Annotated in this window: 25 protein-coding genes, 1 pseudogene and 1 riboswitch; of the genes and pseudogenes, 6 read left to right on the top strand and 20 right to left on the bottom strand. The window is 46.0% G+C overall.

Annotation, left to right across the window (positions count from 1 at the left end; all coding sequences use genetic code 11):
• Positions 1-102: 102 nt before the first annotated feature.
• Together ADA01nite_RS05270 and ADA01nite_RS05265 are read right to left on the bottom strand one after the other, a co-directional pair.
• Complete coding sequence (locus ADA01nite_RS05270) at positions 103-594, bottom strand: DUF456 domain-containing protein (protein WP_146808907.1); 492 nt, start codon at positions 592-594, stop codon at positions 103-105.
• Positions 595-828: 234 nt separating this feature from the next.
• Positions 829-1962, bottom strand: coding sequence for a conserved virulence factor C family protein (locus ADA01nite_RS05265; protein WP_146808913.1), 1134 nt, complete (start codon positions 1960-1962; stop codon positions 829-831).
• 248 nt (positions 1963-2210) lie between these two features.
• Positions 2211-2317: riboswitch (SAM riboswitch) on the top strand.
• 67 nt (positions 2318-2384) lie between these two features.
• Here ADA01nite_RS05265 and ADA01nite_RS05260 point away from each other — a divergent pair.
• On the top strand, positions 2385-3209 hold the full coding sequence (locus ADA01nite_RS05260; RefSeq protein ID WP_146808906.1) for an alpha/beta hydrolase family protein: 825 nt from the start codon (positions 2385-2387) through the stop codon (positions 3207-3209).
• A 93-nt stretch (positions 3210-3302) separates the two neighbouring features.
• Here ADA01nite_RS05260 and ADA01nite_RS05255 read toward each other — a convergent pair whose 3' ends face one another.
• Together ADA01nite_RS05255 and ADA01nite_RS05250 are read right to left on the bottom strand one after the other, a co-directional pair.
• The gene (locus ADA01nite_RS05255) at positions 3303-4235 is read right to left on the bottom strand and encodes a DMT family transporter (RefSeq protein ID WP_246147228.1); all 933 of its coding nucleotides are present in this window, start codon (positions 4233-4235) and stop codon (positions 3303-3305) included.
• 31 nt (positions 4236-4266) lie between these two features.
• Positions 4267-4935, bottom strand: a complete 669-nt coding sequence (locus ADA01nite_RS05250; RefSeq protein ID WP_146808904.1) for a GntR family transcriptional regulator — start codon at positions 4933-4935, stop codon at positions 4267-4269.
• Positions 4936-5166: 231 nt separating this feature from the next.
• Here ADA01nite_RS05250 and ADA01nite_RS05245 point away from each other — a divergent pair, with 231 nt between their 5' ends.
• Positions 5167-6075, top strand: coding sequence for a DMT family transporter (locus ADA01nite_RS05245; RefSeq protein WP_146808903.1), 909 nt, complete (start codon positions 5167-5169; stop codon positions 6073-6075).
• Positions 6076-6223: 148 nt separating this feature from the next.
• Here ADA01nite_RS05245 and ADA01nite_RS05240 read toward each other — a convergent pair whose 3' ends face one another.
• The 4 genes and pseudogenes from ADA01nite_RS05240 to ADA01nite_RS05225 form a co-directional block, all read right to left on the bottom strand.
• Entirely contained in the window at positions 6224-7396 is a 1173-nt protein-coding gene (locus tag ADA01nite_RS05240) for a MalY/PatB family protein (protein ID WP_146808902.1), read from the bottom strand.
• A gap of 510 nt (positions 7397-7906) precedes the next feature.
• On the bottom strand, positions 7907-8407 hold the full coding sequence (locus ADA01nite_RS05235; RefSeq protein WP_146808901.1) for a hypothetical protein: 501 nt from the start codon (positions 8405-8407) through the stop codon (positions 7907-7909).
• A 2-nt stretch (positions 8408-8409) separates the two neighbouring features.
• Positions 8410-8649, bottom strand: a complete 240-nt coding sequence (locus ADA01nite_RS05230; RefSeq protein ID WP_146808900.1) for a hypothetical protein — start codon at positions 8647-8649, stop codon at positions 8410-8412.
• A gap of 118 nt (positions 8650-8767) precedes the next feature.
• Positions 8768-9193, bottom strand: a pseudogene (locus ADA01nite_RS05225) (NAD(P)-binding domain-containing protein); the annotation flags it as partial.
• Between the two features lie 386 nt (positions 9194-9579).
• Here ADA01nite_RS05225 and ADA01nite_RS05220 point away from each other — a divergent pair.
• Genes ADA01nite_RS05220 through bshA form a run of 3 tightly spaced genes read left to right on the top strand, consistent with a single transcriptional unit; the run spans position 9580 to position 11138 of the window.
• Positions 9580-9873, top strand: coding sequence for a MerR family DNA-binding transcriptional regulator (locus tag ADA01nite_RS05220; protein WP_246147227.1), 294 nt, complete (start codon positions 9580-9582; stop codon positions 9871-9873).
• Positions 9854-9979 carry a hypothetical protein gene (locus tag ADA01nite_RS22810; RefSeq protein WP_281285983.1) on the top strand — a complete coding sequence of 42 codons (126 nt, stop codon included), beginning with the start codon at positions 9854-9856 and terminating at the stop codon, positions 9977-9979. Before ADA01nite_RS05220 ends, ADA01nite_RS22810 begins: the two co-directional genes overlap by 20 nt.
• Positions 9980-9995: 16 nt before the next feature.
• The gene (gene bshA, locus ADA01nite_RS05215) at positions 9996-11138 is read left to right on the top strand and encodes an N-acetyl-alpha-D-glucosaminyl L-malate synthase BshA (protein WP_146808898.1); all 1143 of its coding nucleotides are present in this window, start codon (positions 9996-9998) and stop codon (positions 11136-11138) included.
• Positions 11139-11541: 403 nt separating this feature from the next.
• On the opposite strand, the gene ADA01nite_RS05210 is transcribed toward bshA, so the two are convergent.
• From ADA01nite_RS05210 to urtA, 12 genes are all read right to left on the bottom strand, one after another.
• Positions 11542-12333, bottom strand: a complete 792-nt coding sequence (locus ADA01nite_RS05210) for an urease accessory protein UreD (RefSeq protein ID WP_246147226.1) — start codon at positions 12331-12333, stop codon at positions 11542-11544.
• A 28-nt stretch (positions 12334-12361) separates the two neighbouring features.
• Positions 12362-12973 (bottom strand): urease accessory protein UreG, encoded by a 612-nt coding sequence (gene ureG, locus ADA01nite_RS05205; protein WP_146808896.1) that lies wholly within the window; start codon positions 12971-12973, stop codon positions 12362-12364.
• Positions 12974-13005: 32 nt separating this feature from the next.
• Complete coding sequence (locus tag ADA01nite_RS05200) at positions 13006-13692, bottom strand: urease accessory protein UreF (RefSeq protein ID WP_146808912.1); 687 nt, start codon at positions 13690-13692, stop codon at positions 13006-13008.
• Complete coding sequence (gene ureE / locus ADA01nite_RS05195) at positions 13685-14131, bottom strand: urease accessory protein UreE (protein ID WP_146808895.1); 447 nt, start codon at positions 14129-14131, stop codon at positions 13685-13687. Before ureE ends, ADA01nite_RS05200 begins: the two co-directional genes overlap by 8 nt.
• A gap of 11 nt (positions 14132-14142) precedes the next feature.
• A complete protein-coding gene (gene ureC / locus ADA01nite_RS05190) occupies positions 14143-15855 on the bottom strand; it encodes an urease subunit alpha (RefSeq protein ID WP_146808911.1) in 1713 nt (570 codons plus the stop codon).
• A 50-nt stretch (positions 15856-15905) separates the two neighbouring features.
• Positions 15906-16214, bottom strand: a complete 309-nt coding sequence (locus ADA01nite_RS05185) for an urease subunit beta (protein ID WP_146808894.1) — start codon at positions 16212-16214, stop codon at positions 15906-15908.
• Positions 16215-16246: 32 nt separating this feature from the next.
• Positions 16247-16549 (bottom strand): urease subunit gamma, encoded by a 303-nt coding sequence (locus tag ADA01nite_RS05180; RefSeq protein WP_146808893.1) that lies wholly within the window; start codon positions 16547-16549, stop codon positions 16247-16249.
• Positions 16550-16566: 17 nt separating this feature from the next.
• On the bottom strand, positions 16567-17268 hold the full coding sequence (urtE, locus tag ADA01nite_RS05175) for an urea ABC transporter ATP-binding subunit UrtE (RefSeq protein WP_146808892.1): 702 nt from the start codon (positions 17266-17268) through the stop codon (positions 16567-16569).
• On the bottom strand, positions 17246-18022 hold the full coding sequence (gene urtD, locus ADA01nite_RS05170; RefSeq protein ID WP_146808891.1) for an urea ABC transporter ATP-binding protein UrtD: 777 nt from the start codon (positions 18020-18022) through the stop codon (positions 17246-17248). Before urtD ends, urtE begins: the two co-directional genes overlap by 23 nt.
• Positions 17991-19082: an urea ABC transporter permease subunit UrtC gene (urtC, locus tag ADA01nite_RS05165; RefSeq protein ID WP_146808890.1), complete on the bottom strand. Its 1092-nt coding sequence runs from the start codon at positions 19080-19082 to the stop codon at positions 17991-17993. Before urtC ends, urtD begins: the two co-directional genes overlap by 32 nt.
• Before the next feature lie 10 nt (positions 19083-19092).
• Positions 19093-19998 (bottom strand): urea ABC transporter permease subunit UrtB, encoded by a 906-nt coding sequence (urtB, locus tag ADA01nite_RS05160; protein WP_146808889.1) that lies wholly within the window; start codon positions 19996-19998, stop codon positions 19093-19095.
• A gap of 90 nt (positions 19999-20088) precedes the next feature.
• Positions 20089-21297, bottom strand: a complete 1209-nt coding sequence (gene urtA, locus ADA01nite_RS05155; RefSeq protein WP_146808888.1) for an urea ABC transporter substrate-binding protein — start codon at positions 21295-21297, stop codon at positions 20089-20091.
• Positions 21298-22009: 712 nt separating this feature from the next.
• Between urtA and ADA01nite_RS05150 the strand changes: the two genes are divergently transcribed.
• Positions 22010-23158 (top strand): iron-containing alcohol dehydrogenase, encoded by a 1149-nt coding sequence (locus tag ADA01nite_RS05150; protein WP_146808887.1) that lies wholly within the window; start codon positions 22010-22012, stop codon positions 23156-23158.
• Positions 23159-23164: the final 6 nt, after the last annotated feature.

Raw genomic sequence — 23164 nt, 5'->3', positions numbered from 1 at the left:
GCAGATGAAAAGTGGCATAAAAGCTCTGCTTTCCCGCATCCACGCAAATCTGTTTCTGGTTTACAGCATATAAGTAACCATAATTTTTTTATGTTATCTAATTTACAGAACGGCAATAAAAAACCATACAATCATAATCAACTGAATAACGATTTTGGCAACCGTACTGCTCAAGAAGCCCAGCACGGTACCCAGAGCGATGCGCAGCGACTTCTGAGTGCCGCCATTTCGTATAAGTTCCACCAGAAAAACGGCCAGGAATGGGCCCACTACAATGGAGAGCGGACCAAGGAAGGCGCCCAGCACGATCGGTCCCAAAATGATGCCCGCCACGGCCGCAAACATTGACCATTTATCTCCCCCGTATTTTTTCACGAAGTATATATTCGAAAGCATGTCGGCACCAATTAAAAACAGGGTCAGCACTGTCATCGGCACCCAGAATGTCCAGCTTAGTACCGTGCTGTCGATGGCAAACTGATAGATAAGAAACGCAATCCACACAAGCAGCGCATCGGGAATAACCGGTACAACCACACCAATCAAACTCAGCAAAAACAAGATGCCTATGATACTCCAGAGCACAAATTCCATGTTACTCCTCCTCTTTTTTGTGAAAATCATGAGAAAAGAAGGTTGAAAAGCCATGATGATTTTCTGCTCCATTCAGTTTTTTATACGCGTATTTAATAAAAAAGAAGCAGATTTTTTGTTAAATATTTTTATACGCAGTATTTATTTACTTTTCTCTTTTTAAGAACATAAGGAAGCAGATATACTGTCTTCCTGCTTCCTTCCTGTAGTTAATCTATCTACCTTATTTGGATTTTACGTCTCTTTCCGGCTTCGAGTCATCTGCTGCCAGACCGTACCGCTCGCTGCTTCGCCGCCTTCAATACGTTCAAGGGCCATTTTCACCTGCAGGCTCACTTCGAATTCCGGATCATCTTGCGCCAGGCGCAGCGCTGGCAGTGCGGTTTCGTCTCCCACTTCGTACAAGAACCTGGCTGCCCGCCAGCGAACCAGCTTGTTCGAATCCTTCAGCGCTTCCGTCATCGGTCCGATCGCCGCCGGATCGCCCAAATCCGACAGCGTATCCCCTGCCGTCCGGCGCACCACCGGCGATTTATCCTTCAGCGCCTCAAACAGAAGAGGCAATACTTGTTTGCTTTCAATCATGCCAAGATATACTACCGCCAGGCGGCGAATCGATGTTTTTGTATCATGCAGCGCTTTATGCAGCACCGGGATGTCTTCTGCGGTCGGATTCATTCTCTCCAGTGCCGCAAAACGCTTCTCCCAATCCGGATCATCCAGCATCCCTTCCACTGCTGCACCGGAAAGCGCTTCTTCTTTCGGTCCCTCTCCTTCTTTCTGTACAAACGCCTGAGCTACCAGCTGGCGCAGACGCTCTTCATCATACGCGGCCGCAATCTCCTGAGCCACCTCTTCCCCGATTTCTTCCATTGTACCGTAGCGGACGCCCCGGTCTTCCCATTTCCGTTCCATAACCAGGTTTTGCGAAGCCGATTGCGCTTCCATCGCCGCTTTCATAAATCGTTCCGGCAGACCAACGCGTTTCTGTTCGCCGCCTGCCTCCAGTTTAATCTGCATAGGAAGGCCCCGGAACATCTGGACAAATACTTGCACCTCTCCAAACGCGTCTTCTTTTACCGGACTAACTTCTTCCCTGGCATATTCATCGGTCGCTCCCAGTACGCCGCGTGCCTGAGCCAGAATATCGCGCCAATCCGCCTTTGGATTTCGCTCCAGTGCAATAAAATCCATTACCTGGAATACCCCTTTAACCCCCGGGATTTCCAGCAGTCTTTGAATATAATCCGGCGCCTTCCTTTTGTTTTCCGGTGTATAGTTATGACTTACGCCCACAGGTAGTTTTTCATCAAGATTTAACTTCATCGAATTCGGGCTTGGCGTCGGTTCAACAGATACAATCTTCATCATTTTCGCACAGGAGAGCCTTACTTCTATAAGTGGAGGAAAAAAGTGTTTCAAACAGGCATAGCTTCTGCTACGTTAATGTTCTGAAAAACCCCCTTGTGCTACCTCCTTTTATGTTGTATTGTATCTCATTTTATGAAAAAACAAAAATCCTCACTAATTCGATTGGAATTTTATGTTTTTTTTATTGACGTCTTTCGGGGTAAGGTCTATACTAATGACTAACAATACCATAATGAAAGTTTATTTTCTTATCAAGAGCGGTGGAGGGACTAGGCCCGATGAAGCCCGGCAACCGGCGGCGTGTCCGCAAGGTGCTACATCCTACAGAACGAACGGTTCTGAAAGATAAGAAAGGATACGGTTTTTCCTCCTTTCTTCTCTTCAGAAGAAAGTTTTTTATTTTTAAAGGAGGATTTCATATGGAACGCAGCATTACCTTTCCTTATCGACAGCTCGAATTGGCCGCCACGGTGCATTACCCGTGCGCCCAAAAACGTAAACAAGAAGACAAACGCTGGCCGGCCGTTATTATCTGCCATGGGTTCGTCGGCAACCGCATCGGTGTAAACCGGCTATTCGTAAAAGCTGCACGCCGTCTTGCACAGGAAGGTTATTTCGTGCTCCGCTTTGACTATGCGGGCTGTGGAGAGAGCGAAGGCGAATACGGATCATACGGCATCGACAGTTTCATTGAACAGACAAGACGCGCACTCGACTACACATTAAGCATCGACTGTATCGATAAATCACGGGTATTTTTGCTTGGACACAGCTTAGGGGGCGCTGTTGCCCGTCTGACAGCGGAAAAAGACAGCCGGGTATCTTCCCTAATCCTGTGGGCCCCGGTCTCTCACCCACTTTCCGACATTATCCGTATTGTGGGACGCCCGACATACGAGGAAGCAACACGCAGCGGAAAAGCCGAACATAGCGGCTATCATCTATCTGACGCGTTTTTCGCCTCGCTTGCACAAGCGCAGCCGCTTGCACCCGGATCTTCGTTTCTTGGCGATGTGTTGATTTTACATGGAACACGGGATGAGGACATTCCGGTGGATGCGTGCTATTTATATGAAAGCTTACTGCGCCAGCGGACAATCGGACAATGTGAGGCTCATGTCATCGAAGGCGCCGATCACACCTTTTCGTCCGTTGCAGCATCAGAAGCCCTGTTTGAGCAGACATGCGACTGGCTGCAAAAACTAGAGAACCGGGCCGGAAATTGGAGTGATTGGGTGATATGATTCCTTTGCTGTAAATCAAACAGAAAAAGCCAATTGCTGTCATTTTATCGACATCATTGGCTTTCTATTTTTAAAGCACTTTCTTTTCAACTATCATCCGACCTGCCTTGCGAAAAGCTTTTTTACCCCACCGTCCAACATGACAAATGACACACCGGCAATTACCAATCCCATACCCGCAAGCTGCTGCCATGAGATAAGCGTCCCGTACAAAAACACGGCCATCCAGGTCGCATTGATCGGCACCAGGTTCATATAAAGACTCGCTTTGCCAGCACCAATGCGATGGATCCCTTCATTCCACAGCAAAAACGCAATAACGGTAGCGCAGACCATCATATATAACATCTCTGCCCACCCCTGTGCCGACAAAGAAAGCACGCTCCTCCATCCCTTTTCCGGAAGCGAACAAAGCACCAGAAGAAGCGATCCTATCACCGTAGACACCGTCGTTGTCAACAGCGGAGACAGGTCCTGCATCACCACCTTGCCTATCAAGCCGTGCAGCACCCAACAACCCAACGCGCCTAAAAACAGCAGATCTCCTACATTAAACGAAAACGAAGCCGCGCCATACGGCAAGCCCCCTAAAACAACAAGACATACGCCCGTAAGCGAAAGAGTTAGCCCGATTCCCAGGCGCGGATTCCATCGCTCTTTGAGAAATAGCACAGCTCCCAGCGTAATAAACACCGGGCTTGTCGCCATGATTAATGAACCGTTCACAGCGGATGTATACCGAAGCGCCACAAAGAAAAACACATTATATGCAAAAATGCCCGTCAATGCCAGAAGAACAAGCCCCCGCCACTGTCTCTTAACGGCAGCACCGTTCCATTCACCTTTTGCCCACACAATCGAAAGCAAAACGAGACCTGCCAGTCCGAAACGGACCGCCGCCGTTGTAATCGGAGGCACTTCCGCAATGATATGCTTCCCGGCAGGAAAAACGCCGCCCCAGAACAGCGGGACCAGCAATAGCAAAAAATAAAAGCCTCGATTCGACTTCCCTGATGCAGATTTCACTTCCCCACCCCGTCTCCTTCTTGCTGTACCTTTATAACAGTAATTCATACACTTCACGCATCGGACGCAGCCAGTTCTGCTTCATTGCCGCAGACGCAGCCTCGCCGTCCCCTCCGGCAAGCGCTTGAATGACGCGCTCATGCTCTTTAAGAGAATCGGTGTTAGATGCAGTGTGTTGCTTTAAAAACACATACTTCAAGCGGCGCAGATGCATCTGGAGAAGAGAAGAAAAATCCAAAATGTACGGATTGTCTGCAATCTCAACAATCAGATTGTGAAATTCCTCGTCAATCTCCATCGCCGTAAATACCTGTCCGTTATGTATCGCCTGTTCATACCGCATATTGATTTCTTTTAAAGCCTCAATGTGTCCGGGTACAATGTTTTTTACCGCCTCCTCGGCCGCCAGCGCCTGCAGGGACGCAAGCGGCGGATACATCTTCAGCACGTCGTCCCTTTGAATGGCTGTTACTCTCGTCTCTTTGCCTGGATGCATTTCGATAAACCCTCGTATCTGCAGCAACTGCAGCGCTTCCCGTACCGGCGTCCGGCTTATTCCCAGCGCTTCCGCAAGCTCTATATCGTACAATTTTTCGCCAGGCTCCAGCGTACCATCGATAATCCAGCGCTGCAGTTGCTGGAACGCTTTTTCTTTTGCCGATATTCGTGCCGGCGTTACATAATCTTTCGGTATGGGCATATGTTTCACCTATTTTTCAGATTTATATGCAATATATCGCATATAGATATTACTGTCAATCAAATAATAACCATGAATATCGACATAAATTGATACAAAAACCTGGTTAGTAAAATGCCGACGTCAAAAACGGTAAAAACAAAGACCAGGATATGCTTCCCTATTGTTTGTTTCTTGACCCATAAAAGATATAATGGGAGACAAAAGAAAAAGATAGGGAGAAAGACGTGCATGCAAAAGTGGGCTTACTTCTTCATCGCCGCGGGGGCGGCATTGTGGGGAATCATTTCAATTTTTGTGCAGTTCTTATATGCCAGCGGCTTTACCCCGCTTCAGGTGGTGGCCATTCGAGCCGTCAGTTCCGCACTGCTGCTGCTCGGCTATATCGCGCTGACAAATCGATCTTTGCTGAAGATACAACTTAGGGACATCAAATATTTTATCGGCACCGGAATTTTCAGCATCGTGTTTTTCAACTGGTGCTACTTTACCGCCATTCAGGAAACATCCGTATCCGTCGCCGCCATCTTGCTGTATACGGCGCCTGCCTTTGTCACCGTTCTCTCGCGCATCGTTTTCAAAGAATGGGTCACAAAGAAAAAGATGCTGGCTCTGCTTGTTACGTTCATCGGCTGTTCGTTCGTCATTGGCATCCTGCCTTTTGCCGATGAAACGATTTCTATGTACGGCATGCTGGTCGGTGTGGGCTCTGGATTCGGCTACGCTTTATACAGCATCTTCGGCAAATTTGCGCTGGCGAAATACCATACGTTGACCGTTACGGTCTATACGTTTCTTATCGCCAGTCTCGGTATCCTGCCCGTAAGCGGATTAGAAAATTCTGTCCCTCTGCTTCTCAACTGGAAAGTAGTCGGATTCAGCATTGGATTAGGCTTGTTTCCTACCGTATTGGCCTATCTTCTCTACACGTTCGGCTTGTCTTATGTCGAATCCAGCCGCGCATCCATTGTGGCTACGGTCGAGCCGGTGGTGGCGGCACTGGTCGGCATTGTGCTGTTTGGTGACTCCCTAACCCCATGGCAGTTTCTCGGTATCCTTCTTGTTATCGCGGCTGTCATACTTATTCAGGAGCCCGTCGGAAAAGGAAGAAGAGGGCGCAGAACCGGACTCTCAACCTGAGCTGTATACGATATAGAAAAACATGTCTTGCCGCAGCGCCGCGGTTAGGCATGTTTTTCTATACGTCCGCTTTTTCCAGCACAGCTCCTGGCATCGATTGCCGGCCTTTGGCGAAAGTAAAGCAATAAGGGTTTCACTTTCTTTTCCCTCATCTTTCTTTGACCGCTTTTTCTAAACGCGTCATCGCCTCTTCCAGTGTCGGACGCGGGCAGGCGAAATTCAGACGCTGGAACCCTTCGCCGCCGGTTCCAAACGAAGGACCGTCGTTTAATCCCAACTTCGCCTTTTTAATCATGAACGATTTCAATTCTTCACCGAACAGCCCAAGGCCGCGAACATCCAGCCATCCGAGGTATGTCCCTTCCGGTATCCTCATCGAAATTCCTGGCACTCTCTCTTGTAAAAACCGATTCACATACAAAGCATTCTCTTTTAAATACACAAGCAGCTCATCAAGCCACGCTTCTCCTTCATTGTATGCCGCAATACATCCCTCAATCCCAAATAGATTGATATGATCCACCCCTGCTTTCCGAATGGCTCTCTTTAATCTTTTTAATAGCTTCGGATTTTCGGCGATCGCAATTGAAGTAAACAGGCCAGCCAGGTTAAACGTCTTACTGGGGGAAAGAAAGGTAATGCACCGTTCGGACACTTCTGGGCCCAACGAATAAAATGGCGTATGCGCCCCTTTTTCATATACCAGATCAGCATGAATTTCGTCGGAGACAATCAGAATGTTATGCTTGACACAAATGTCGGCCAACCGCGTAAGCTCTTCCTTTGTCCAAACACGGCCTACAGGATTATGCGGGCTGCATAAAATCAATAGCTTTGTTTTTTCATCGATTTTGTTTTCCAAATCGGCCAGGTCCATCATGTATTGTCCATTTTCTTCGCGCAGCGGATTCTCCACGATATATCGACCGCGGCCAAGCGCAGCGCTGAAAAACGGGGGATAGACGGGCGGCTGCACGATGACTTTGTCTCCCGGTCGGGTGAACGCTTCCACTGCCGCAAACAGGCCCGGTACTACCCCCGCAAGAGCTGTCATCCACTCAGGCTTGATTTCAGTACCAAAGCGGCGCTTCATCCAGCCTGCGGCAGCTTCAAAAAGAGCTCTAGGTGTGCCCGGATAGCCATATACGGGATGCTGCGCCCGTTTTATTAGTGCTTCTGTGACGCATGGCGGAGAAGCGAAATCCATGTCCGCCACCCATAAGGGAAGAACGTCCTCCGTATCGAAGAATTTTTGGCGGTAATCCCATTTGATTGAATTGGTGTTCGTTCGGTGTACTGCTTGGTCGAAGTTGTATTTCATGATTGGTCCTTCCTCCTTGCAGTTGTATGTATCGTTATGTATGTATTGTTACACTTTTTGCGTAAGGTAGCAAACGGGTTTTTTGGTTTGTGTAAGGAGTTTTTTTATACGCAGTATTTTATTACTCTATGGTGTTTTATGATACAACGTAAGTATAGATGTAACCTCTGAGTAAAATTTACAATCTTTTCAAGTTACTCTAGATAAGACTAACGACAAAAAGCGATTCATAAAACGAATTGCTTTTTGTCGTTATGCACCATATATTTATGGCCGTTCAAATATGTAAATATGGCCGTAAATATATCGTTCAACAGGTTGTGAATCCAACAAATCTTGCAAAGAAAATACGTGTCATTAGCTCTATGTAAATCGAATATAATATTATTGAAAAAGCCCATTAGATAGGTGGGAAAATAATAAGATTTTGAAAAAAACTGAAGGAGAAAAGAAAAACGCTAAGGCTAAATGAATGTGAAAATACGAAAAGGCAGGGAAAGTCTCCCTGTCTTATACGACTTCATCCCTTACAATCATTTCTAAAACAGACTCGATACTTTCATAACGATAAATGTTAAACCTTGGTGTTGTAATAGTTGGATCGTATTCAAATTGCAAATGATGGTCAGGATGATCAGGAACATCCATGACAGAATCATAATGAAACAGATACTGAACTTGCTGCGATGAATCGACTTTGATAAAACGGATAACAGACTCCTCGATCCAGCATATTCCTTGTTCATAATGTATTGTTTGTCCAAAAGTAAAAACTGAACCATCTTTAAATCGTAACGGAAAAGAACATTCGGCAATTGATTTTTTTGCCTGCACAATAGAATATCCGCCTAACGACAAACTCCACTTTATCTTTTCTATTCTCTGTGCTTTCAATTGTCCGACTGCTCTCCATATATCTTCAAAGTGTGTCTGATAGCGAAATAAAACCTGACGAATATACTTGACATACTCATCAGGTGTCCCATTGTATGCAAACCTGGTTTGATCCATCTTTACTGCTTGCGCTCCTTTAATAACCTCTCCATTTTTTCCCACATTCGCAACTGTACGATTGAGTAGTTCTTAATTTCTCCGCTCGCAATTGCCTTTTTAAAACTCTCCAGATTCATTCCCGCTGATTGTTCCGCCTCCTTGATATTCTCAAGGATTTCCTCATTCGTTATATACTCTTCGCTCTCTGCTTCAAACTCTGCCTGGCGAGTTGGCTGCCATTCATCTTTTCTCTTTTCCATATTTATCACCCGCTTTCTTTTTATATCCTTATCTACTGAAAAATGTTTTTTTCTTGCGTCAGTCTCTTTATCTAAATTATACACCAATATTCTATTTATCATAAAATATCTGAATAAAATTAAATACAGGGATTTCTTCATCATCCTGAAAAGCTACGCCGGCCTCACGCAGCATACTTCGATCCGGACGGAACCCGGTCAGAGCAAGTACGAAATCGTTGTCCAATTGCGTTTCTACACCGTCTACGGATACGGTAACAGTTGATTCTGAAATGCTCGTTACACGGGAGCGAAACAGCATTTTGATACGGCCTTTATTGACCATGCTTTCAAATACCGGACGAACCCATGGTTTGATAATTGGCGAGTAGGTTTCCCCTCTGTATATGACGGTTACCTCCGCTTCCACCCGAAGCAGTTCCATCGCCGCATCAATGGCAGAGTTGCTACCGCCAATGACAGCCACTTTCGTCCCTGTATAGGGGTGGGCTTCACGAAAATAATGCGTAACTTTCGGCAATTGCTCGCCGGGAATGCCAAGCAGATAATGTAGAAAAAGGCGAACGCCTTTTTCTACATGGATCTTTTTTCCTCTGTCTTCTCCTCCTTTTTAGTACTTGTGCTGCAGTAGTATCCCACAGGAAAGATCGTCATGATCCCCTCCCTCGGAATAAAACCTACCAAACTTAATCATTTTTGTTTTATAATAGAAGCATGCAAGTAAATACACAAAATAGTCAATGTTATTTTAATTTTTAAAAATTTAAAATCAAGCTATGCTATTAATGTATTTCCAAGAACTATACAGTAATTATCTAAATATCAAAATTTGATAAGTTTAATTGAATTACTTTCACAACTCGGAATCTTAGATCTGCAAGAACTTTTCCCTGGTATTAAGACAAATCATTAAAAGAGGAGCGTTCCTATATGTATGATAAATTATTAAATATTTCTGATGCCTCAAAGTTATTAGGTATTTCTCCAAGCACGTTACGACGGTTAGAAAAGGACGGGATAGTTGAAGGTTATGGATTAAAGGTTATATATACACATGGAGGCCAACGAAGGTATATGTTAGATGAAATTCAACAATTATATATGCAGCATGGATTCTCTGGTCAAATTGGATTTGGTAAGAGGCCTGCTATTTTAATTCGTGATCTTACGCTAGCATTTACGGACCCAAATTCAAAATTAACGATTGATTTTACTCGATATTAACGAATACATGGAAGTGAACATGGCTGCGCTTGGCGTTTACCGCTCACAGTTTGAAAAAGAACCCGGTTCGGTGGCGACACCGCTGCTGTTGAAGAACTTCCTGTAATCAGAAGGAGCGAACGATGAAAATTGGGATTACATGTTACCCATCTGTAGGTGGCTCGGGTGTTGTGGCAACTGAATTGGGCAAACTGCTGGCCGAGCGGGGGCATACGGTGCATTTTATCACATCCGGCATGCCGTTTCGTCTTGGCAAGTATTACCGCAATATTTATTTTCATGAAGTGGATGTCAATAACTATTCAGTGTTTCAGTATCCGCCGTACGATTTGACGCTGGCGAGCCGGATGGCCCAGGTCGCCCAGATGGAGAACCTGGATTTGCTGCATGTTCACTACGCCGTTCCGCATGCGATTTCCGCCTACCTTGCCAAGCAAATGGTGGGAGATCGCCTGAAAGTAGTCACCACGCTGCATGGAACGGATATTACAGTGCTCGGCTATGACCATACGCTAAAAGATATTATCCGTTTTGGCATTGAGCATAGCGACGCTGTAACCGCCGTGTCACAAAGTCTGATTAATCAGACGCGGGAAGTGCTTCAGATCGAAAAGCCGATTGACCTGGTTTACAATTTCATTGACAAGCGGGAATATTATCCGCGTGATATGTGTGATGTGCGCGAAGAATATGCACCGAACAACGAGAAAGTGTTTATTCATATTTCCAACTTCCGCAGCGTAAAACGAACGGATGATGTGGTGCGTATTTTCCACCGGATTAAACAGCGGATACCGGCTAAACTCCTGATGATTGGAGAGGGTCCGGATCTTCCTGTGGCGAGGGATTTGGCGCTTACACTCGGTCTTCGGGATGATGTATTCTTTCTAGGAAAACAGGAAGATATCGCCTGTGTATTATCTATGGCGGACGTGATGCTACTGCCATCTGCGCAAGAAAGCTTTGGACTTGTAGCACTTGAAGCGATGGCGTGCGGTAAGCCGGTAATTTCAAGCAATGCGGGCGGACTACCTGAAGTGGTGAAAGACGGAGAGACCGGTTTTGTGCTGCCGATTGGTGATGTGGAAGGAATGGCGGAGAAAGCGATTCAGCTTGTGGCGGACCCTGCGACCTATGAATTCTTCTCCCAACAGGCAATAGAGCGTGCCTACCATACGTTCTGTCACAAAGAAATCACCCGCCAGTACGAAGCGATTTACCAACGTGTCCTGACCGGGGAGATGGAGTCGTGTTCCCGGCCATAAAGCAGGAGACTTTGCAAAAAACCCGGTCACGGCTTTTGGCGAGGCCTATAGGAACAGGGATATCGACATCGCAGGGCCTATTAACGAAGCGACGAGCATAGAATCATGCATGATTCCCTGATAAAAAAGGTTACAATTGGCAAGTAAAACGAGTCAATTTGTAACCTTTTTTTATTCATAGTTATTGTGCCATTCTGATAGCTAAATAATAATTTATGATAATGCTCCGTCTTAAGTTGATATCAGTTTTAACAGGAGGTGAGTAAAAATGAAACATGAAAAATTGCAGCCGTTTATCATCAAGGCCTTGGCACTGTCATTCATCTGATTGAAACGTTTATCAATGAAATTTCGGGTACTAGAACGGCCAAAAACCATTTTGTCTAAAGCTTCCTCTCTATCCTTAATATTTGCGCAAAAACATTGCGGTTTTGCCCAGACTTTCCCCCCATAACACCTCTCGGCATCTACCGAACAGTTCTTCTACATCCTGCGTACGGTTCGCCAGCACACGAAGGACAAATCCGCATACCGATAGTATGGACAGGCCTATCTTCACTTCCGTAGAAGGCTGAAGTATACCATAGAGCCGATCCAAAAACTCACTATCAATCCCGTCCTTTACTACGAGCATCGAACCAAAGTGCGTATATCCCTCCATGCTTCCAAGCCCCTGGATATCTTGATCGGGCACCAGTTTTAGATGGTCAAACAAAACCAATTTGTCATCGATGTATACGTCCATTCTTGACTGAAGCAAATCATAACGAAATTTCGTTCCGTCCGGTGCCCAGCCGGGGGTAAGAATATCGGTACAAACAAGCGACGCGCCCTGCTCCATCCGAATCGTTGTCCGCTGCTTAAACCGCGCATGCTGGTAGGCGATGACAGGATCCGGAAGATATTCCAGGAGACTTCCTTTTTTTAAAAAAATATTTGTTTCTTGAACAACAGGCTGTTTCATCGTTTTATAGATTTTAGTGGATGATTGGGTGGTGAGAAGGACTGCCGCTTCCGGTTCAAGCTCAATTTCTATCTTATAGATATCGCCATCGACATATCCTCCTCCAGGATTCATCATATATAAGCATGCCTGCCCTGTTTGATCGAGATAAACCGGGCGCGTGACTTTGAAAGCTCCTTCAAAATAAGAATCTTGCAAAATGGTCTTCTCTTCTTTTTTAGCACACAACATCCATAAATATCCAGATAGATTCTTCATGTCATTCCAGTCCTACCAGCAGCGCATTCTTCTTAATCCAGTCAACCGTTTGCTTAAGGCCGATATCTTCTTTCAGGTTAGTAAAAATATAAGGTTTATTTCCCCGGGCAACCTTTGTATCTGCTTCCATCACTTCAAGGTTTGCTCCCACATAGGGAGCCAAATCCATCTTATTAATAATAAACAGGTCTGACTTAATCATTCCTTGTCCGCCCTTGCGGGGGATTTTTTCCCCTTGGGCTACATCGATAATATAAATGGAGAAATCAACAAGTTCCGGACTAAAGGTGGCTGCCAGGTTGTCTCCACCACTCTCTATAAAAATAATGTCAAGGTCGGGGTGGCTGGCCTTCAGTTCTTCAATCGCCGCGAAATTCATCGAAGCATCTTCCCTGATGGCTGTATGCGGACAACCTCCCGTTTCCACGCCAATAATCCGGTCGGCTGGAAGGACACTGTTTTTCATCAAAAACTGTGCATCCTCTTTCGTATAAATATCATTTGTCACCACAGCCATACTGAATTCTTGATGCATCGCCCTCGTCAATCTTTCCACTAACATTGTTTTTCCGGCCCCTACCGGTCCTCCAACTCCAATGCGTATTGGCTCCATATGTTTCGTTCTCCTCTCTCTGCTGTATCGGGTTATGACATAAACAAACGAACATGCAAGCGTTCATGATGCATTTGCGCGATTTCAAGCCCCGGTGATACCGCTCCAAAATCGGAGGCATCCATTTTCTTGATTTTTTCTGTCGCCTTTATCAGCCAGGGATGACATTCTAACAAAAGACGTTGTCCATCTGTCTGTCCCAGCGGAATGCCCCGCACTCCGTTTTGGACCAGGGCTGCAATACTGGAATATAAGTACGATAGAATCCCGATTTCTTTTGCTATGTTTAAAGAATGAACAATCATGGCAAATACAATCGCCGGATGTCCGAAAGAGCGCTTTGCCCGTATCCTTTCTTCATATTCCTTGAGTAATGGCAAAGAGAACAAGTCGATGCCCATCCGAACCATTCTCTCTCCCATCCGGCGGCTGGCTTCCCGTGATTCCCGTGGAATATTTTGTGCGTATAGCATCTGATCCCATTGCCAGATTTCATTGACCCGGTTTTGTTCCAACGCCTCGTACACAAGCCGGCAGGCCAATCCATCCACATAGACAAGCTGTTTATCGAGATAAACCTGAAGCCAGTGCGCAAATGTCGCTTTACTATTCACCCGGTATTCCTGGATATATGTTTCCAGTCCGAAAGAATGAGAGAATGCTCCCGAAGGAAAGTTAGAATCGCATAACTGCAATAATGCTAACAGACGGCTATCCATGACTATGTCCAATATGGCGAAATGCCTCCCTGACCTTTCTTTTTTCTCGTACATAAGGAACCTTCAACTGCTGAAGCAACTCTTCGACTAAGTAATCGTATTGGACCAGCATCTCTTCTCCTTCAAACTGGGCCGGTAGATGGCGATTCCCTAACTGATGGGAAATTTCCCCCATCTGTTTCATACTGGTAGGACGGATGACAAACAAATCGTCCGCAATGACATTCACCACAATCGCATTGTGATCGTCCATATACAAAATGTCGCCATCCGTCAAATCTTTCATTTCTTTTAAACGAATCCCGATTTCCTTGCCGTGATCGGTGGTTACTCGTTGAATTCGCTTTACCAGATCGTCGCTGTGCAGGTAGACTTTCTCCACATGGCGGCCACCAAGATCGGCATGTTCGATGTTTCCTCTGATTTGCTCGATAATCAAAGTGCTCCCTCCTAAAACAAGAAATAGCGCTGCGCCATCGGTACCACATCAACCGGCCCGCAGGTGATCACTTCCCCATTCACTTTTACTTCATAGGTTTGCGGATCGACCTCGATGTTCGGTGTTTCGGCGTTCAGCTTCATATCCTTTTTCGTCAATTGGCGAATCCGCTGTACAGGTCGGATTTGCTTCTTCAACCCTAATGTTTCATGCACGCCAAGCTCGATCGCAATTTTTGATAGAAACGTAATAGATGTTTTATGTTTCGCTTTTCCGAAAGAGGCAAACATCGGCCGATATAACACAGGCTGCGGTGTCGGAATCGAAGCATTCGGATCACCCATAAGGCTGTGGACAATCATTCCGCCCTTCATGACGATTTCCGGTTTTACTCCAAAAAACGCAGGGTCCCATATGACAAGGTCAGCCATTTTTCCAACTTCCACCGAACCGACCTCATCAGAAATGCCATGGGTAATAGCCGGGTTAATGGTGTATTTGGCTATGTACCGCTTCACCCGGTAATTATCGCTGATGCCTGTATCCTGAGATAGCTGCCCTCTCTGCTTTTTCATCTTATCCGCCGTCTGCCAGGTTCGGGTAATGACCTCGCCTACCCGTCCCATCGCCTGGGAATCAGAGCTAATCATACTAAAAACCCCGAGATCGTGCAGAATATCTTCGGCGGCAATTGTCTCTTTACGAATGCGCGAATCGGCAAAGGAAATATCCTCCGGAACATCCGGGTCCAGGTGGTGGCAAACCATCAGCATATCGAGGTGCTCATCGAGCGTATTTTTCGTATACGGGCGGGTGGGATTGGTTGAAGACGGCAAAATATAAGGATAGCTTGCTACCTTAATGATATCAGGAGCGTGCCCTCCTCCTGCCCCCTCGGTATGGTATGTATGAATCACGCGGCCATTAATCGCCGCCAGAGTATCCTCGACAAAACCTCCTTCATTCAATGTATCCGTATGAATCGCTACCTGCACATCATACTGGTCGGCTGCCCGCAGACAATGATCAATTGCCGAAGCAGTTGTTCCCCAATCTTCATGAAGCTTAAGACCGATGGCGCCCGCACGAATCTGCTCAACCAAAGGCTCTTCCGCCGAGGCATTGCCTTTGCCCAGAAATCCAACATTCACCGGAAAAGCTTCTGCGGCCTCCAGCATCCGATGAATGTTCCACTCCCCCGGAGTACACGTCGTGGCGTTCGTTCCGGTAGCCGGTCCTGTTCCTCCTCCAATCATCGTCGTAATTCCGGACGCCAAAGCTGTTTCAATCTGCTGCGGACAAATAAAGTGGATGTGGCTATCCACTCCTCCTGCCGTGACAATCATTCCCTCAGCAGCAACGACCTCTGTCGAAGCGCCAATCAACAGGTTTACACCATCCATCAATAAGGGATTCCCGCTTTTGCCAATCCCTGCGATCCTTCCGTCGCGAATTCCGATATCCGCTTTGTAAATCCCCGTATAGTCTATAATAACCGCATTGGTAATGACGGTATCGAGCACCCCTTCCGCACGGGCAGCCAACGGATGTTGTCCCATCCCGTCACGGATCACCTTGCCGCCGCCGAATTTTACTTCATCACCGTAAACGGTAAAATCCTTTTCAATTTCAATAAACAACTCCGTGTCCGCGAGACGAATCGCATCCCCTGTTGTCGGTCCAAACATGTCTGCGTACTGTTTTCTTGACATTTGAAAACTCATCATCAGTCATCCTTTCTTTTTATCCGCTCCCGCATGCTTTTCGTTTTACATTAATCCAGTTCTCCGTTGGTTTTATTATTCAATCCGTACACTTGGCGCAGCCCGGAAAACGGAACGACCTCTATCTCTTTAACATCCCCGGGTTCAAAGCGGACCGCCGTCCCTGCCGGAATATTTAAATGCATACCAAACGCCTTTTCACGATCAAATTCCAATGCTCGATTGATTTCATAGAAATGAAAATGTGAACCAATCTGTACCGGCCGATCGCCTCGATTGAGGACCGTCAGTTTCACGGCCGCCTTTCCCGCATTGCAAACAATTTTCTCCTTGCACAGTCGATATTCTCCTGGAATCAAATCTTCCCACACCTTTCTTTGATGATAGCAACCTACCGGATGGGGTCATGGACAGTCACCAATTTTGTTCCATCCGGAAACGTCGCTTCCACTTGAATCTCCCGAACCATTTCCGGCACCCCTTCCATGACATCCTCCCTGGTCAAAATCTTTGTCCCCTCTCTCATCAATTCGACCACTGACTTTCCGTCTCTCGCCCCCTCCATAATTTCATACGTAATAAGGGCCACCGCTTCCGGATAATTCAGCTTCACGCCGCGATTTTTGCGGCGGAGGGCCAAATCGGCCGCCACAACGACCAACAATTTTTCTTGTTCCCTTGGTGAAAGTTTCATTCGTTTTCTCTCCTCATTTAAACGACTAAGTATTGTTTAATCGCATCCTCATTAAACGACCGGGTATCCCCCTGCGTAACGATGGAGGACTTATCGATCACATAAAAGTAATCAGCGCATTCCAAAGCCAAATCCAGACTGTGCTCTACGAGCAGAATGGATACGGTCTTCATTGCGGCAATCCGTTTAATGACATCCGCGATTAACAGAACAATGGAGGGTTGAATGCCTTCCATCGGCTCATCTAGCAAAAGCAGCCTGGGCTTTCCGACCAGCGCCCGGGCAATGGCCAGCTGCTGCTGCTGTCCGCCGCTCAAATCTCCCCCTTTGCGGTGAAGCATCGTTTTTAATACAGGAAACATGTCATATATATCTTCCGGAATCCCGTTTTTCCATTCTGCTTTCGGGAGGGTTTCAAGCCCCAATAAAAGGTTTTCTTCCACTGTAAGGGTAGGGAAAATATCTCTTCCCTGCGGAACGTAGCCAATTCCTCGCCTGGCTCTCATTTCAGGCGGCAGCGCGGTAATGTCTTTCCCCATAAATTCAATTGTCCCTTTTTTTGCTTTGAGCAACCCGACGATGCTTTTTAATAATGTAGTCTTGCCCACTCCGTTTCTTCCCATTAGCGAGACGACGGTTCCCGGCTCAATGCGGAGATCGATCTCCCGCAGCACCATACTCTCCCCGTACCCGACATCAAGTTGCGACACTTTCAGCATGTTCTGCCTTCCCCTTCCCGAGATATACTTCCGCCACACGGGGATCCCGCTGTACTTGCTCCATTGTTCCTTCACACAGAATCTTTCCCTCATGCATAACGGTTACTTGTTTGGAAAACGTCCGCACGAAATCCATATCATGTTCAACTACAATGACAGAGCAAGTCTGAGCAATTTCACGGATAAGTTCTCCCGTACGCTCCCGTTCCGTCCCCGTCATCCCCGCGATAGGCTCATCCAGAAGAAGGAGCTTCGGCTCCTGCATAAGCTGCATGCCAATTTCAAGCCATTGCTTCTGCCCATGGGAAAGCAAGCCCGCCTTTCGTTCGGCTTGATCAGCCAAGCCGATTTGCGCAAGCACCTCCATCATCCGTTTTCTTTGCCCACTGTCAATCCTGGCTCGCAAAACGGCCCATAGATGCCGGTTTTGCTTCATTGCCAGTTCTAAATTTTCAAACACGGTAAGATTTAAAAAAATAGATGGTGCCTGAAATTTACGCGCGATGCCCAGGTTAACAATCTCATGCTCTTGCTTTTTCACGATGTCAATCCTGTTATGAAACCATATCTGTCCGCTCAACGCTCTCGTTTTCCCGCAAATGACGTCGAGCATCGTTGTTTTTCCCGCCCCATTCGGTCCAATAAGAAAGCGAATTTCCCCTTCTTCAATCGTCAAATCGACTCCTTGAATCGCCTTGAATCCATCAAAGTCCACCACGATATTACGACACGACAGTATGGGTTGCCTGCTCATCTTTCGCCCCTCTTTCCCTTGTAATAAACAGTTTGCCTTTGATTTTTTCAAAAAGACCTACAAGTCCGTTAGGCAAAAACAGCACAATGATGACAAATGAGGCACCTAATAAGATCAACCATATTTCTGGATATGACTCGCTAAAAAAGCTTTTCGCCCCGTTGGTTACTATCGTTCCGATAACCGCACCAATCAACGATTGACGCCCGCCAACGGCCACCCATAGAACCATTTCAACGGAAGGAATAATGCCCATCATGGCCGGAGAGATAATTCCCACTTGAAGCACAAACAAAACACCGGATAAGCCCGCGAATGCAGCCGATAAACAATAAACAAACACACTATAACCGGTTGGGTTGAATCCGCAAAAGCGCACACGATTCTCCCCATCACGAATGGCGATAAGCAAACGCCCTAAACGGCTGTGAACCAGCCAGAGACAAAACGTAAAGACGAGTCCAAGCACGGCTAACGTAATCCAGTAAATCGCTACCTGTACCTCGGGAGCAGCGAGCCCAAAACCAAAAACCGTGGAAAAATTCGTCAGTCCGTTTGTTCCACCCGTATATTCCTGCTTTCCGATAAACAGCGTGACCAGAATGATAACAAGAGCTTGAGAAAGGATCGAAAAATAAACACCGCGAATCCGGTTGCGAAAGGTTAAATAGCCAATCAGCGCCGCCAATAAGACAGGAATGAAAATCGCTGCGCCCAGCGCAAAGACCGGGCTGGCAAAAGGCTTCCAAAACCAGGGAAGGGCGGTTAATCCGCTCCATTCCATAAAGTCGGGCAGATGGCCTCCCGCGCTTTCCAGCTTCAAATACATGGCCATGCAATAGGCGCCCAGTCCAAAATAAACGCCATGACCCAAACTAAGAATACCGGTGTACCCCCAAATTAAGCAGAGTCCGAGTGCCAGAATCGCCAAAGATAAGAATTTTCCTAATAAATTCAAGCGAAAATCGGATAAAAACAACGGGGCGATAGCAAGCACTGCCGCAAAAGTCACATATCCGATCCACTGCATACGGGACCGTGAGCGAATCAAACTGTTCATCCTGCACCTCCTAATCCAATGCTCTTGTTCGCATATTGACAAGTCCGGAAGGCTTCCATTGCAAAAATGCGATAATAAGCGCAAATACAATCACTTTAGCCAGCGTAGCCGTAGTTGAATATTCAAGAAACGTTCCGAGCAAGCCAATAAGAAACCCACCGGCTACTGTTCCGGCCAGTTTACCTACGCCTCCCAACACAACAACCATAAAAGCGTCGACAATGTAATAAGAGCCAATGGACGGTCCAATCGGTCCAATCAAGGTCAAAGCACATCCGGCAATCCCCGCTAGCCCTGACCCTAACGCAAATGCATAGGCATCAACCTTTCGGGTAGAAATTCCCAGGCAGGATGCCATCCCTCGATTAAGGGTCACCGCCTGCATTCGGCGTCCAGCGGAAGTCCGGTACAGGTAGAAATACAATCCGACGATACACGCGACCACAAGAAAAATGATAAACAAACGCTTGTAAGGAAACGTTACGTTCCCCATTAGCGTAAGTCCGCCATTCAGCCAATCGGGGGCGGTGACTGCAACGTTCGGCGCCCCGAAAATGCTCCGGGCAATCTGCTGCAAAATCAAACTGATTCCCCACGTGGCCAGCAAACTGTCTAAGGGACGGCCGTACAGATGGCGAATCAGAAAATGTTCCAACAATAATCCAATAAGTGCAGAAACAAGAAAAGCGATGGGGATCGCGATGAGAAAATAAAAACCATGCATCGATTCGGGTGCATAATGGGAAAAGAACAATTGAGTGAGATAGGTCATATAAGCCCCGATCATGATCAACTCTCCGTGAGCCATGTTAATCACATTCATCAACCCGAACGTAATCGCTAAGCCCAGGGCGATTAATAGCATAATGGAACCCAGACTCATTCCGTTAAACAACTGAGTTAACATAACATCCATATGGTTACCTCCTTATTCGGATCGGACTTAATAAGGAAAAGAGGGATTAACCCGTGTGAATGCTTCACCACTCCCTCTTTTCCTCCTTTTTTAATTCCCCTGGCTCAGTCCGCTTCCCCAAGGATAGCTTTTCAAGTACGGATCCGGCTTTACAGCTTTCCCCGAATTCCACAGTTCCTTAAACTGTCCATCAGATTGGATTTCTCCAATACGGACGGTTTTCCAAAGATGCTGATTCTCACCCTCGATTTTGACCGTTCCGCCCGGTGCCTTGAATTCAATTCCTTTGGCTGCCGCCTTGACTTTCTCCACCTCAAAAGAGCCGGCTTTCTTTACCGCTTCCGCCCACAGGTGAACCGCATCATAAGCCGCTTCAATCGGATCATCCGTCACCCGATCGTTGCCGTATTTCTCCTTGTACTTCTGTACAAATGTCTTATTCTCCGGCGTGTCTGTCGTTTGGAAGTAATTCCATACCGCTAAATGGCCTGCCAGAATATCTCCGCCAATGCCACGTATCTCTTCTTCTGCGATACTTACAGACATTACGGTCATATCGCCCGGCTTAATCCCGGCATCTTTTAATTGTTTAAAGAAAGCTACGTTACTATCGCCATTTAACGTATTAAAAATGACATCAGGCTTTGCGCTCTTAATTTTGCTAATGAGCGTATTGTAATCCGTATGACCCAGCGGCGTATATTCTTCACCCAGCAACTCTCCGCCTTCCGCCTTTAACTGGGCTTTAATGATTTTGTTGGCTGTGCGGGGAAAAACGTAGTCAGATCCAATCAAGAAAAATTTCTTTCCGCGATTCTCAAGCAACCAGGATACTGCGGGCACAATTTGCTGATTTGTCGTTGCTCCGGTATAAAAAATATTAGGAGATGATTCCATTCCTTCATATTGTACGGGGTACCATAATAGCCCTTTGTTCTGCTCTACTACCGGGAGCATCGCTTTACGGCTGGCCGAAGTCCACCCGCCGAAGATCGTAGCTACTTCATCTTTCTGTAAAAGCTTCTTGGCTTTTTCCGCAAAAGTCGGCCAGTCGGAAGCACCGTCTTCAATGACAGGCTCAATCTTCTTACCCAACAGTCCACCCGCTTGATTGATTTCATCAATAGCCATCAGTTCGGCATCCTTTAAAGAAACCTCACTAATCGCCATCGTTCCGCTTAAAGAGTGCAGCACTCCGACTTTTACCGTATCAGAGGAAGGGGAAGCTCCCGAATCGCCATCCTTCTGCTCTACCGCTTTGCTGCCGCATCCGGCCAGCATCAAAAATATCGCCAACATAGAAATCCCCAGTTTGCTTTTTACACACCTGAACAGATGAATGCACCCCTTTTTTAATTCTAATTATGTAATAATTAACATCAGGCAATGATTTGAAAACTCATTGCCTGGACGAAACACGACCCACTATCGCCGGTCATCGTCTTTTTTGTTATAAAAAATAACATCACCCTTTCATTTTTCGTCATGATTAGAGTCATTCAGGATTGAACATGGTTTTATTATAGAAATGCATAAAAGATAGCGCAAATGACTTGTTATAAAATCTGACATAATTAAGCAAAAATTCTTGCATTACTTGTTTTTCATAGGGGAAGCAAAGATTTTTTTCTGGATTTGTCCGACTGCTCTCCATATATCTTCAAAATGTGTCTGATAACAAAATAAAACCTGACGAATATACTTGACATATTCATCAGGCGTCCTATATAAACATGGATTGAAAACTTGACAAAATCACGATGAAAAATCAAGAAGAGGCAAATATTTGAACAAAAACATATAATACCGGCAGCCAATTTAATGTTATAATATAGTGAATATTTGCATTTTTTGCACGAAACTTTGTTTTTTATTTCTCTTTCTATCCCCCTCGAACCGCATCGAGGGCAAAAATTCACTTCGATAGACATACCTATCCCCTCTTTTACGAAATGACATTTTCTGACTATCCTATCACTTATATACAGAGTTGAAAAGGAGGACCGAACGCATGGAGATCACAAAATTCGTTACTCCCGAGATTATCTTTGGCTCAAACTCTATTTCTCAAATTGGAGACTGTATTCTACGTCTGGGAGGCACAAAAGCTTTCATTGTCACTGATCGCGGAGTCATAAAGGCAGGTTGGGTTAAAAAAGCTGTTGCATATATATCTGAATGCGGAATCGACTATCATATCTTTTCTGATATAACAAGCAATCCAAAAGATTATGAGGTCATGAGAGCTACAAAGGAATATAAGCGTGTACAGTGTGATATTGTTGTTGGAATTGGTGGCGGAAGCTGTCTTGATTCAGCCAAAGCAGTAGCGCTCCTGTCTGCAAATGAAGGGGTTGTCCATGAGTTTCAGGGGATTGATAAAATAGAAAACCCTCTCCCTCCTATGATTATGATTCCTACGACCGCCGGATCAGGAGCAGATATATCCCAGTTCTGCATTATTACTAACACAGAAAAAAAAGTGAAGATAGCCATTATATCAAAGTCTCTCATTCCCGATATTTCAATTATCGACCCTACCACATTAATAACGAAAGAACCCATCTTTACAGCATATACAGGAATGGATGCGCTTACACACGCAATTGAAGCGTACTTGTCAATCGCCTCGACTCCTCTTACCGACCTGCTTGCATTGGATGCGATTCGATTGATTTCAGGGAATCTTCGCCAGTCTGTCCGCTCGAAAACGGATATAACGGCTAAGACGAATATTGCGATGGCCAGCCAGCAGGCTGCCATGGCCTTTTCCAATGCGATATTGGGCGCTGTTCATGCAATGTCACACCCTTTAGGCGGACTGCTTGATATGCCGCACGGAGAGGTAAATTCTATTCTATTGCCGCATGTTATGGAATTTAATAAATCGGCGGTCCCTCATAAATATACAAACATTGCTATCGCTATGGGAGAAAATGTTGAAGGCCTGTCTGATACAGAAGCGGCGCTGCAAGCAATCAACTCTATCAATCGGCTTGCCAGAGATATCGGCATTCCAAAACGACTTTCTGAAGTAGGCTTACAAAAAAAATATATTTCACAGCTAAGCGAGTGCGCCATGGAAGATGCCTGCCTTATTACCAATCCAAAAGAGGTAACACAAACGGATATAGAAGATATTTTTAAAGAAGCGTTTTAAGGAGGA

The organism is Aneurinibacillus danicus (assembly GCF_007991215.1).
GTDB lineage: Bacteria > Bacillota > Bacilli > Aneurinibacillales > Aneurinibacillaceae > Aneurinibacillus > Aneurinibacillus danicus.
The sequence above is the reverse complement of the archived record's forward strand: the minus strand, read 5'-3'. Positions and strand labels throughout refer to the sequence as shown.